The organism is Gottfriedia acidiceleris (assembly GCF_023115465.1).
Lineage (GTDB): Bacteria > Bacillota > Bacilli > Bacillales > Bacillaceae_G > Gottfriedia > Gottfriedia acidiceleris_B.
This window is the reverse complement of sequence record NZ_CP096034.1, coordinates 1,383,539-1,397,817: the sequence shown is the minus strand read 5'-3', so window position 1 is coordinate 1,397,817 and position 14,279 is coordinate 1,383,539. Positions and strand designations below refer to the sequence as shown.

Sequence of the window (14,279 nt, the reverse complement as noted above, 5' to 3'; positions counted from 1 at the left end):
ATTTAATAGAAACAAAAATAAAAAAAGCTACACATAAACTATCAAATAGTTTGAATGTAGCTTTTTTTATTTCCATTTTTTTACAAAAAGTATAAATATAGTAAATAATTTCCCCTATTAAATCTAATATAATAAAATTATCCCCTGGAACTGGTAGTATTGCACAATTAAAATGAATGGAACTTCGTATGCTACCGCATTGGCAAGTGGATATATTGCACTTCTAAGAGATTACTATATAAAAAATAACATTAGATTTGATAATGACAAAATTATTAATGATTTGAAATCATTAAAATCAACTCAAAATAACGATGTAAATTATTTAAAACTTTTTAAAAAATAATCAATTCCCCCCTATTGTATAAAATAAAGTCCTACTAATAAAAATAGTAGGACTTTCACGCTGTTGAAAAAAGTAGCTCTTTTAAGCTACTTTTTTGTTGAACTAAAACTCTATTATTCGGATAAAGATCTATGCTTAGATTTGCAAATCTTTCAAAATAACCTGCAGTGTTTTTCCATCAACTTGTTGGATAGCTGTCGGTGGATTGTCCACATCACGGTTTTGTTTTAAATAGTTATCGATAACAAATTTCATATCCTTTGCATCCACAATTCCGTCGAAGTTAATATCAGCGTCTCTGTTATTAGTATTCCAAGCTTTTTGGATTGCTAGTGCATCCTGAACATCGATTACATTATCTTGATTCACATCGCCAGGAACTGCAAACTCAAAAAAAGTTCCAGCCATACCAGTATAGTATGAACGAGATTGTCCCAAAATGGTTCCATTCTTCTCGACCCCAATTTGAACTTGGCGTTTCATCATAAAATGCCCTGGCAATTTCATTTCCCAAGTGAATGGTTTATCTGTAATTGGCAGTTTGGAAATACGGTAATCTCCGTTTCTACCAATGGTTGATGTGCTATCATATACAGTACCATTCCCATCGATTAATCGAAGAGATCCACCAAGTTTTGTGTAATCTTTAAGTAATACAGCATATCCTCTTATTGAGCCAGATAATTCTGAGAAAGTTGACTGAACTTGCCATTCCATTCCCGCAGAAGAGAGGGTTGTTTTATTACCTAAATCATTCGTGTAAGTTATCGTTGGATTTACTGCTGCACTTACTATAAATGCTGTATCCTTCACTTTTAATGTCAGATTGATTGCGGGAGTATTTCCACTCACTGTTTTCGTGCCATCCATCGTCAGCTTCACTTTGGAAGTGTTGCCAGTCGTTTCAACACTCACAACGGATGTACCGTAATTAGCAAGAGCATTATTCGCTTTTGCATCGACAATCTCAAAATTATTGCCGATGTTAGTTAGAGTCCATTCTGCTGATTTTAATTTATCTACGTTATTTAGTACGAGAGTGGCATTTACTGTATCTCCCATTTTTACGTTTGTTTTATCCGACTTCATATATCCGTATGGAGTACCTGCTTTAACAAAGTAGAAATTTTTCTTAGGAGTCTGATTTTTCGCTCCGTCAAATCCACTAACTGTAAATTTATTCAATGCGATCGTTTCAGTTATTGGTACATCTAAATTGATTGTGCCATCTTCTCCAACAGGAAGGACAGGTTTTGTACTTCCGTTAATAGCATAATTGACTGAGTTGATCGACTGTTTTGCATCGATTCCGGATGCTACCATCTTTGCTACTTCTTCATCTGTAACCTTTACTTGAAGAGGAAACGTTTTTTGTCCTGGCTGAAACTCATACACTGGTGATTCATTTCCATCTAAAGATGTTGTCATCGTCGGTAAGTTGGCATCAACATACACATCATTATACGTTGTAAAAGTATGATCACGTTCACTTGTACCAATCACTTTAATTTTGTAATATCCAGGTTTTACATAACTTTGTTGAGAGGAGATTGGGTTTTCTGGATTTCCAGTAAACGCATTGTATTTACCTTCAAATATCCTTTCAACATAATAATTCGTACTATCATATAATCCATCTGTATAAATCGTCTCGATTAACCCAAGATCTTTCCCAGTTTGTCCATCTTGCAATACTACATCAAGCCATTTCATTGGTGATTTTAATCTAAACGTCAATCTTTGATTCCAAGTTGAAGCACTAAATGGGAGCACTTGTAAATGGTAAGGTGCAATTGCAGTTGTAGAAAGGGAAGTAGATTCAATTCCTTCTTCCATTGTTCTAACGCTAAACGGAATTCGATATTGTTCGTTTTTGTCAGCTTGGTTTGTTAAGGTTACATAGCCTTCATAAATGCCTGCTTTGGCAGTTGCAGGAACTAATATGGTAACTGGCACCTTTTTTGTTTTTAAGGATTGAACAGGGATAACTTTTGGTATATCTAATGTTACCCCATTAGATTTAGCATCTAATGATCCATTGACGTCAGTTTGAAATTGAACATCTACATCAAATTTTTTCATTTTATCTTCGAGATTTGTCATATTTACAGTCTTTTTAATATAAGTTTCTTCGTTTGCATAATGATTACCGAAACTAAGTCCACCTGTATCATCTTTTATTACATAGTTTTCATTATTGACGTTAACTGGCGTTTCATCTTGAACTTGAAGTTCCATTCCTGTATGGACAGCACGATATGGATCGACTCGACCTGCTCCTACGTCAAATACACTATTCTTGCCTGATAATGGTTTAGCTGTATTCATCAAAATCGTCTTAATATCACTTGGTTGAAGATTAGGCTTTACCTGTAGTAACAAAGCGGAAATTCCTGTTACATGAGGAGCAGCCATTGATGTACCGGACATACGATTATAAGCAAATTGATAATTTGATGGATTATTTTTATAAATGCTGTAAGCTGGAACGCTTGATAAGACACTTACTCCTGGTGCAGTGATTTCCGGTTTTATATCATAATTAGTACGTGAAGGTCCACGGGAACTGAACCACGCTAGTTCGTCTCCTCCTGTGGGAACTTCTTTAAAATCTTTGAACGTCATTTTTTTATTTCCTGCAGCCAATTGTGTTTTTAAATCAATTCCTTGTTCATAGGTCATTGTAAAAGTAGGAATAAAATTTTGATCTTCTCTTACAAAGTTTGTAGGAGCTGCACCTGGTGTATTGCTGTAGGTTAATACTGCAACCGCTCCATGTTCTTTTGCATAAATAATTTTTGTTTGCGTTCCAATACCACCCGTGTTAACTAAGACAATTTTCCCATTAACATCTTTATTCGTGAAATCTGATGCAGTCCCTACACCTAAATCAACAATTTCTAAAGATTGCTTTTCAAATGTTTTAAGATTTGAAGTAAAGTTTGAATAGAGTTCGCTTAAATCAAACGTTTTGTTTGAAACACCATCTAGTGTGCCAGTATATTTTGCTACAGGGATCGGTGTACTGCTTGCCCCAACTGTCAATGCCAATGCAGCAGCACCAGGCGAACCAAGTGTATAGGAATTAGAGCCACTGTTACCTGCTGAAACAACGGTAGTTATACCATTAAGTACAGCATAATTGACAGCCATACTCGAAGGATAATTAGGATCATTTACATCAATCCCTAACGATAGATTGATCACATCCATTCCGTCCTTAACTGCTCGATCAATTCCTGCCAAGATATCTTGCATTTGGCCTTGTCCATATGGTCCCATAACACGATATCCATAAAGATCAGCATCAGGGGCAATTCCCTCTACAGCTACACCGCTCGTATTTTTTGCTCGACCTGCAATCGTACCAGATACATGGGTACCATGATCGGTATAATAGGATGATCCACCTTCGTTAGTCTCTGGTTTCCCAGACTTTTTCCAATCATCATATGACGTTTCCATTGGATCAGAATCGTTATCCACAAAATCATATCCACCTTTAAAGGCATCTTTTAAATCAGGATGATGATAATCAATACCTGTATCAATGACACCAACCTTCACACCTTTTCCTGTAATTCCTTCCTTATGTAACTTGTCTACCCCTAGAAATGGAATACTTTCTATCCGTTTAGTAGATTCTTCAACACTAGCATCTGGGTTGATTGGCGGTTCGATACTAAATATAGTATTTTTATAAACAGCTTTAACCGAGTCTGATTGAAGAAGTGTCTCTACTTCATTTGCTGGTAGTGTCATCGTAACACCATTGTAAGCTGATTTAAATGATCGTGTTATTTCATATGACCATTTGCCGTTTTTTTCTACAGTTGATGGCATCATTCTTGTTAAATCATCACGAAAAGTAGCATGCTCATGGTCAATTTTATTTTTCGCTTGTTCGGCTGTCAGGTTCTTTCCTTTAATAGCAGCATCCAGAATAGCAACTTTCTCAGGCATGGTCTTAAACTCAACAATTACAGGGATTTCTTCATCGCTCTTTAAATCTTCATCATTAAATCCTTGAAGCCCATGTTTGTCTGTAAATTGAATGTTTGCAAATGCGTCTCGCTGCTCTTTAGTCAGAGAAGCCAAGATTTTTTCAGAATTTGAAATCGTTTCAGCATGTGCTTTGGCTGGGAAACTTATGTATGGATTTGATAGACTGCTAGAAACTAACCCTACCCCAAAAGCAAGGGTTGTCGCTTTTTTAACAAGCTTCTTCTTCATTGTCTTTTATCTCTCCCCTATTTTAAAAATATTTTGAAAATTACCACCTTCTACTAAATTACATATATCTTTGAAAATAGTAAATTGGGGAATTTTCATGAAACGTTACACTTATTATTAAAAACTAAATAGCTTAAAGTTTATTAACATTCTATTAATATTGAATTTTCATTCTTGCGGAATTGAGAAAAATGTAAAAAATACGGGAAATGTAGCAAATGCTGCTGAAATTACCATTATTTACTAGATTTTTACATAGGGGGAATTTTGACCAATTTCATAAGTTATTTATTTTTAGTCATATTAAAAGATAGACAAACAGTAAAAATATACTATACATTAATAGGTCTTTAGACTTGTGAAAATGTGATCATGCTGGTAACTCTATTCTTGCTTTCTTCTACAATAGAAATAAATTTATCTTTTTGTTTTATTTCTTTACAAAAAAAGTGATTTCTACTATTTGATAAACCGCATTTTTCAAATTCTCATTATATTAAAAAATCCCCTATAGTAGACCTACTTCAAGTGTCGACTAAATAGGGGATTTTTTATTTTGGTGAAAGTTTTTTATTTTGCGATTAAGTTCGATTAATTATTCGAGCTACTCTAAAATCAGTTTAACCCACCAATAATTTCCTCAAGCGTTTGACCATGAGAATTTTGTTTTTGGGTTTTGTCTGCCTTCACCGTTGGATTTTCTTGTAAATAATTCTTCTTGATAAAATCCATATCTTTCATATCTACGATTCCGTCGAAGTTGAGATCAGCTTTGCGATCAGATGATTTCCAATGACTTTTCAGGTAGACTGCGTCATCAATATCAATCAAGTTGTCTTTATTTACGTCACCGGCTAATGCAGCTTTGAAGTTCAGTTTTTGTAGTTCCCCAATAGCGCCTTCACGGCCGATTGTAAACGTTTTTTGAACTGTAAAGTGACCTGGTACATCGAACACAAATGTTAAAGGTTTACGGTCTGTAGGTAATCCTTCAACAATGAATTTAGCGTCATTTATTACTTTTCCCTCATATGTGTTGCCGTTTTGATCCTTCACTTTAATTGTCGCACCTACTGCAAAATAGTTGACATAAGTAGTTTTCAACTGGCCATAGCCATCTCTGTAATAAATTGCTTCACCATTCATATCACCTTGTAGTTTTGAATATTTCGGCCATACTCTTACAGACGGATGTGCAACAGCCGGTTGTGTTTTTATACCATTCGCATCTGTATAAGTTGGGCTTGTCACTGCCAATGCTACATAAGTATCAATGAATTTATCATCTTTTACTTTCGCTTTCACATTTAGCAATGGAAGCATTTCACTTGCAGAGATGGATCCTTGTAGAGCCTTTAATGTGACAGATATTCCGTTACTTGTTTCTGTCGTTTCTAATGAAACCTTATCTTTCAGTTCATCAGATACTTGAATTGACTCTAGTGCTAAATAATCTTTATTGAACTGATAGTTCCATTTTGCTTCCTTCCAGCTAGTGCTATTGTTTGCTTTTGAGATAAAGTTGATGACATCACCTGTTTTAACTTCTTTTTGATCAGCAACTGTAGAGATGTAGTTCGTCCCTTTTCTAACAAAAAAGAATTCTTTTTGCACAGATGGAAGACCAGCTTTGTCAGTACTATAAAGACTAATTGGCAGAACCTTTTGACCGCTTGAGAAGTTTGTACTGTAATTGAAGTTGCCAAGTTCATCAACTGCGTACTGTTGTCCAAAAGGATTATTGTTATAGCGATAGTTTAAAATGTTATTTCCTTGCTTCGCCTGTAATCCTAATGCAACCAGATCATCAATTTGTTTATCATGAATCTTGCCCTTGACTGAAATGACAGTAGAAGCTGGGTCCATTTCGACAATTCCAGGCTCAATTTCTGTTTCGATTGTTGGCGTTTCATTATCTATGATGAAAGGTTTCTCAATCGTTGTTTCGTTTCCTTGATCATCTGTAAAAACAAATTTTAACTGATAAGAACCTGGCTCAGCCATTTTTGATTCATACGAAACCGGATTTTCTTTATCGTTTGTAAATGGATAATAGCTTCCACTAAAACCAACTGTGACAGATTGATTTTCATTGATCCATGTACCATCAAAATTGCCGACAAATCCCATATCTTCTCCGGTTACAGCATTTTTTAAGAATAAATCAACCGTTTTCATATGAGAGCTCAATGTAAATGAACCTTGTATAGAATTAGCAGCTCTAGTTATCCCGTTTTCTTGGATTGTGGTTAATGAAGTTGTCATATTGATTGAGCTAACACCATACTTCACTTTTCGAATCGCAAACGGAATTTGGTATATATCTTCCGAATTTGCTTTATTTACAAATGTGACATAACCTTCATATGTGCCGTTTTTAGCAGTTGTAGGTATTTTAATCTTAGTAGATAGTGTTTCTTTTCCTCCAGCTTTCACAATTACGGAAGGAGCTGTTTCTAAGACAACACCATTGTCAACAGCATTAAGAGAACCTTTAAAAGCTTGATAGTTCACTTTGACATCATACTGTTGTTCTTCACTACTTCTATTTTGAATGTCGATATCTTTTGATTCCTCAACGTCGTTATCTGACGCATAAACAGTTCCAAAGCTGAGTGAGCCTGTGATTTCCTTAATTGTTTTCTCTTTTTCATTTTTAAATAATGTCAGTGTTTCATCTGGAACTTTGAAGGAGGTTACAGCGTGAACTGCTTCATAAGCATCTACTCGTCCTGCTCCAACTTCATAAACGCTATCTTTCGTCTGGATTGCATCTGCCGTATTCATTAGGGTGCTTTTTATTTCTCCTGGTGAAAGCTTTGGATCAGCTTGAAGTAATAATGCTGCTACACCAGCCACTTGTGGCGATGCCATAGATGTTCCAGAAAACTTGTCGTATGCATAGTTATAATTCCCTGGATAATCCGTTCGATAATGACCAGATACAGTTGACATAATTGAAGCACCTGGTGCAACAATCTCCGGCTTAATATCATATGTACTTCGCGCAGGTCCGCGTGAACTGAAGAAGGATAAAGTATCATCTAACGCCGTTACCTTTTCTTTTATTTCATTGAATGTAAATGTAACCGGTCCTGTTTTTAATAATTCTTTCATTGCTTTCCCTTGTGCTGTCGTGATAACTTGAGTCGGAATAAATCCTGGAAGCTCTTGTAGAGTGTCCGATATATAACCTGGTCCCCATTTATCATAGATGAGTACAGCCTTAGCACCTTTCGCCTTTGCAATGGTCACTTTTTGAGTAATTGTTAAATCCCCTGTTGAAATAAGAGCAATTTTGTCTTTGACATTAATATTATCGTAATCAGACTCTTTTCCTGAATTAACATCTACCACTTCAATCGTTTGACCTTTAAGCAATCTTGATTCAATGCCAAATCCCGATGTGCAATAGTGAGTTTCAACTGTTCCTTGTTTCGTACCTGAATTGTATGTTCCCATAAAACCAGGAAGTGATACCTCTGTATTAGTCGATCCTACAGTGATCGCCAATGGAGAAGCAGCAGGCGAACCGACTGTATACATAGCTGATCCATTATTCCCAGCAGCTAACACGGCGGTGACACCATCTAAAACCGCATTACTAACAGCAACTGCCGATGGCTCAAAAGGACTGTTAATACTATTTCCAAGCGAGAGATTAATGACATCCATTTTATCTTTTACAGATTGTTCGATTCCCGCGATGATATTTTCTTCCGTTCCACTTCCATAAGGGCCTAGCACACGATACGCATATAAATCGGCATCTGGCGCTACTCCTTTCATAGCATATACCGAGTTATTTTTCTGTCGACCACCTATAATCCCTGATACATGCGTTCCATGGTCCGTCCAATAAGTGCGGCCATTGTTTGCAGGCATACCTGACTTTACCCAATCATCATACGTCGTTTCCATTGGATCGTTATCATTATCTACAAAATCGTATCCACCTTTGAATGCATCCTTTAAATCAGGGTGATTATAGTCCATTCCCGAATCTATTACTCCGATTTTAATTCCTTTTCCTGTAATGCCTTCTTTCTGAAGTTTGTCCACTCCCATCGTTTTTTGAGGGTCACTTCCTGTATAAGCAGAAGTTTCTGCTGTTCCTTGTGCTTCAGATGTTGTAGGATCATCTAATTGAACGACTTGGTTTTCCCAAACATTTTTTACCGCTTTCGATTTCAATAAACTCTTTACTTCATTTGCAGGTAGAGTCATCGCAACCCCATTATACACCTGCTTATAAGATCTCGAAATTTTCCCTTTAATCCCTAGTCGATCTACATCTTGCTTAAAGACTGCATGGTCATCTTCAACCAATTTCTCTGCGTCCTCTAAAGCCAGTTCTCTACCATTCGATTTTTCGATTAAACTAGCTGTTTTAGCAGGTTTGTTTTTAAACTCTACGATAACAGAAATCTCTTTTTCACTTGTTAAATCCGTTTCAGGCGATAACTGTAGACCTTCTGTTGATGTTTGTGACAAATCTTGAATGGCTTTTCGTTGTTCTTCTGTTAATGATTGTAACACTTGGTCGATTTTGGATTGGCTACTTGCATGCACTACTGGAGTGTTTTTCGCTGTTGGAGCAATTAATTCCGCGACCAAAGCTGTAGCTAAAACCGCTGTTGTAACTTGCTTTTTCAATTTACTTCCTCCTCTAAAAAATGGAATATTCCACTTTGTACATTTGTACAAGTGAATTTTTTGCTAGCTCGTAGTTCTACCGAAAATTCTAATCCTTACGCTGTTGCTACTTTGAATAAAATGAAAATTAACACAATTCAGATTTTACTAACAACGTATCGATTAGTAAATTGGGGGATTTTCATGTGTTTATAAACCATTTAAATATGACATTTTTACTAAACTTTCTTCTGAATTTAGTAATCCCTTAAAATTAAAGTTGCTAGATTATGTTTGCTTAAATTAAATAGACAAATTAGCAAATAATTTATTGGGGGAATTTGGTAAATTATTAACTATTTTTAAAATTCACATTAAAATTTTGTAAGAAAAACAGGAAATTAGTTCTAGGGGGGTGATTCTTGGCAAACATAGGAAAAGATCGATTACTTGTAAAACTTAGTGGTGGTTTCATGAACTTAAAACGATAAAGTTCGAAAAAGCCCTCCACCCATGTAAACCGATAATCATAAAAACAAATAAAGCCAAGGGATCTCCCCTGGCTTCATTCATATTATTAATCTACTATCCTATAATTAAACCCCAACTCTAATTTATCCCAAGACTCTTCTTCACAGACTCAATCGTTTTTCCATTAGACTCCTTTACAGCAGTAGGAGTATCCAATACATAATCGTTTTCTTTTAAATAATTTGCTTCAAGCAATTTGAAGTCCAATGCATCAACTTTACCATCAAAGTTGATATCAGTATTTCGGTTATTCGTACCCCAATATTGTTCTAGTAAAATTACATCATAAATATCGATTACATTATCTTTATTTAGATCCCCTGCATTCTCCCTTACTGTAGGATAGGAAATACTTTCTCCTATATTAATATTCCAATCTTTTCTTCCAACTTCCATCGGTGTGTAAGTCGTAAAATGACCCGGAACATCGATGATGACGTTATATAATTGTTCAGTAATTGGTAGTTTACTAAATACGATGTTTCCATTTTTTTGAATTTCACCATTGTATAGTTGACCTTTGGAGTCTTTTGCTTTAGCTTGTGCACCAATGGTAGTGTAGTCGATGGCAAAATTAAAACTTCCATTTGCATTTAATAAGCCTACAGGATTGATTTTTGCTGTAGCGTTTGAATAAGCTGGATAACTTGGTAATAATCCGAATTGAGTATATGGGCTTACTGTTTTCCCGTTATTATCTTTATAAGTAGATGAAGTCACATAGAAAAAGATTGTATTTACATTTACAAATTCATTTGCGTTCGTTTCTACTTTCATATCAAATAATGGTAGATCGCCCGTTAGGCCGTCTCCTGGTGCTTTAATATTAATTGTGTTCGACTTGCTTGAAGTCCCAGTTGATGTAGCTGTGAACACTGTATCATCGGATAAAGCATTATTTTTATTAAAAACGACCGAATTAAAGAATCTTGAAGTATAGTCAAATTTAATCGTTAGATCTTTTGCATTTTGTAAACCATGGGCATAAAATGTATACGTTAATTGATCTCCCATTGTAAAGGATTCTTTATTTGGTTTCGCGTAAATATATTGTGTTCCTGATTTCATATAATAGATCACTTTTGCGTTCATTGAGTTTCCAGCTCTGTCCGCTCCAGTGAATTGAAGCATGTTAACTGCGTTAGGAGAGTCCACTGATATTTCTTTCGAAAACCTACCATTACTATCAACTGCAATACTATAAGCAGGAGTGTTCGGTCCATACCAAACCTTATTGTCGGCTTGCGTTACAGTCATACCACTAGCTTCCATTTCCTTTGCCTCTTGATCGACAACAGTTCCTGATAATGTAACTGTTTTTTGGCCAGGTGCTAATTCAACAATTGGTAAATCGCCTTTTGGTAGAGCATTTGTATCATCTAACGTAAAAGATGGACGTCTATTATCAATATATATTTGATCAGTCTTTGTAAACTGTTTACCATCCAAATTAGTCCCAATCACTTTCATTTTGTATAATCCATCCGTTGCTAATACAGACGTATAGCCAATTGGCTTTTTAGCATTTCCTGTAAATGGAAAATACCTACCAACAAACCCTTTTTGAATGTAATAATCAGCATCGATTCCTGCACTGGAACTATCAATTGACGTGATTACGCCTAAATCTCTATTTGTTTTCGGATCGACTAAAATAAAATCTAATGTTTTCATTGGTGAATTTAGTTTAAAATCTAAATCCGTTCCTTTTACACTATAAGGGTTAATCGCACGATTAGTCGAAATGCTTGGTGAATGAGCCCTGAAATATTCCAATCCTTCTTCTACTAGACGGAACCCAAACGGAATTTGATAGTTATCTTCTGGGTCCTTATCATTCACTACATGAATATAGCCTTCATAAGTTCCCTTTTTAGCAGTAGATGGAATGAAAAGTGACGCAGGAATTGTTTCCTGACTATTTTTTTTCATTTTAAGTTCTTCAGGCAATGAGACTTTCACACCATTCTCCACGGCATCTAACGATCCACGTGCCCCAACATTATACTCTACCGAAATTGTATATTTTTGCATTTTGTCAGTATGATTTGTGATTAATATATTCGTAGATTTTGTGATGTCGTTTTGATTGATTGGAATAAAACCATAGCTAAGGCCACCTGTTTGTTCGTTGATGATCTCCATTTGGTTATTTTTTATATATGGTGTTTCATCTTGCACTGCTAACTCGGTACGTGAATAAATTGCTTCGTAAGGATCTACCCTTCCTGCCCCCACTTCAAACACACTATTTTGACCTCTTAAAGGATCCGCTGTATTCATTAAAACTGTTTTAACATCTGCTGGAGTATAATCTGGGTGTGCCTGTAAAAGTAATGCTGCAATACCAGCAACATGAGGAGTTGCCATTGATGTCCCAGACATTCTTAAGTAGGCAGAGGAATAATCGGTTACGTCGTTTTTGTTACTAATATAAGAAGGCACTGTTGATAATACATCTACACCTGGTGCCGTTATTTCTGGTTTGATATCATACAATGTTCCAGATGGCCCTCTTGAACTAAAGCTCGCTAGTTCATCTCCAGGAATTTCAGCCTGTCCAATTGAACCTAACGTAACCGTCGGTGTTCCATTAGCAAATAAGTTATTGACAGCTAATCCGTCTTTATTTGTCATTGAAAACACAGGAATATTATTATTACTTTCTCCTAAATAATAAGGAATTTGTCCTTCAGTAGCATTGTTGTTGTAAATAATTACCCCAACTGCTCCATTTTGTTTTGCATAATTCATTTTATCAACCAATGCATACGTACCACGAGCGACAAATGCAATTTTATTTTTAACGTTCTTTCCAGTGTAATCTGTTGCTCCACCTTCACCTACATTAACAATCTCGAATGTTTTTCCAGACAAACTACTAAAATCATCTGTCCATTTTTTTGTCATCAATTGTAATGTGCTTTCACTGTTATTACCATTTGCCGCAAATTCACTCGTAAATGTAGTTACCTTAGTTGCTGTAGAACTCGCTCCAACCGTTAATGCAAGTGCTGCTGCACCTGGTGAACCTAATGTGTACATCCCACTATCCCCAGCATTTCCAGCTGCAACGACAGCCGTAACTCCGCTTAAAACGGCATTATCGACTGCTAAGCTTGTCGCTTCTAACGGATTGTTTAATGTAGCACCTAACGAAAGGTTAATGACATTCATTCCATCTGCCACGGATCGATCAATCCCAGCAATAACGGCTGAATTCGAACCTGAACCATATGGCCCTAGAACACGGTATACATATAGATCCGCATCAGGTGCCACGCCGGTTACTTTATATTCAGAGTTATTTTTAGCTTGACCCGCAATTGTACCAGAAACATGTGTACCATGTTCCGTATAATACGAACTGCCATTTACAAATTCTGCTTTTTTAGATGCTTTCCACTGGGCATATGTAGTTTCCATTGGGTCATTATCATTATCTACAAAATCGTAACCACCTTTATATGCATCTTTTAAATCAGGGTGATTATAATCAATACCCGTATCAATTACACCAATTTTTATATTTTTTCCGGTATAACCTTCCTTATGTAATTGATCAATTTTTAAAAATGGTATACTATCTACTTTTGTTTGCTCTTGTTCTTCTACTCCTACTTTTGGAGGTTTAATTTGGATGGTTGTATCACTATAAACAGCCTTGACCATATCAAAATCCATTAATTTCTTAATTTGATTTGCAGGAAGAGACATTGTCACACCATTAAATGCATTTTGGTATGTATATTTAATATGAAAGTTCTCATTAGTAGATTTCTCTTTTGCTCCTAGTTTTTCTTGTAGCTCCTTTTTAAACTGAGTATGTGACTTTTCTACATTATCCTTTGCTTTCTCAAGAGAGATCGATTCTCCTTTTACAGCTTTTTCTAATTGTGCTACTTTTGCTGGAAGTTCTTTAAACTCAACAATTACCGTTACCTCTTCATCACTAGATAAGTCAATATCCTCGTCTAATCGTAAGCCAGTCTTTATCTCTGAAGAATCTAATCGCTGCAAAGCCGCTCGTTGTTCATCTGAAAGCGTTCGAAGTATACTCTCAGCTTCATTTGAACTTGCATACGCTGGCCTCTCTTTAACAACTGAGTACCCTAGAATACTACTGCTAGCTAGAGCAAACACAGCTGTAGCTTGAAAAACCTTCGCTCTCATTTTTTTCATCTTACTAACCTCCAAAATTTCTTAATAAAAAAAGAATATCCTGACTAATATTCAGAATAATCATTTAATTAATATTATAGATAGAGATATACTTAAAGTATATTGGGGGAATTGAAAAAAGGAGTTGACCTTCTATTCATTCTTAAAGGTTCAAACAATTAAATTTAAGTCCCCTTTTTAAACAATTAAAATAGGAAAAAGAAAAAATTCAGTTAGTCAAGAGTACATTTCTACTAAATTTCGATAAATCTCTTGGGGGAATTTAGTTTTGAAGGGGGTCTTCGTATACCTAAAATTAATTTCAAACAGTCTTGAATTTTAAAAAAGTTTTTGAATGAAAGAGCATCGTTCA

4 protein-coding genes are annotated in these 14,279 nt (G+C 35.6%); 1 reads left to right on the top strand and 3 read right to left on the bottom strand.

Annotation, left to right across the window (positions count from 1 at the left end; genetic code table 11):
• Window positions 1-172: 172 nt before the first annotated feature.
• Complete coding sequence (locus MY490_RS22290; protein WP_432707039.1) at window positions 173-346, top strand: hypothetical protein; 174 nt, start codon at window positions 173-175, stop codon at window positions 344-346.
• Between the two features lie 135 nt (window positions 347-481).
• On the opposite strand, the gene MY490_RS06520 is transcribed toward MY490_RS22290, so the two are convergent.
• The 3 genes from MY490_RS06520 to MY490_RS22075 all read right to left on the bottom strand — a co-directional run bounded on the left by MY490_RS06520 (window position 482) and on the right by MY490_RS22075 (window position 13,927).
• Entirely contained in the window at window positions 482-4,579 is a 4,098-nt protein-coding gene (locus MY490_RS06520) for a S8 family serine peptidase (protein ID WP_248268498.1), read from the bottom strand.
• A gap of 615 nt (window positions 4,580-5,194) precedes the next feature.
• Complete coding sequence (locus MY490_RS22080; RefSeq protein WP_282439843.1) at window positions 5,195-9,235, bottom strand: S8 family serine peptidase; 4,041 nt, start codon at window positions 9,233-9,235, stop codon at window positions 5,195-5,197.
• A gap of 588 nt (window positions 9,236-9,823) precedes the next feature.
• Window positions 9,824-13,927: a S8 family serine peptidase gene (locus tag MY490_RS22075; protein ID WP_282439842.1), complete on the bottom strand. Its 4,104-nt coding sequence runs from the start codon at window positions 13,925-13,927 to the stop codon at window positions 9,824-9,826.
• Window positions 13,928-14,279 lie beyond the last annotated feature (352 nt).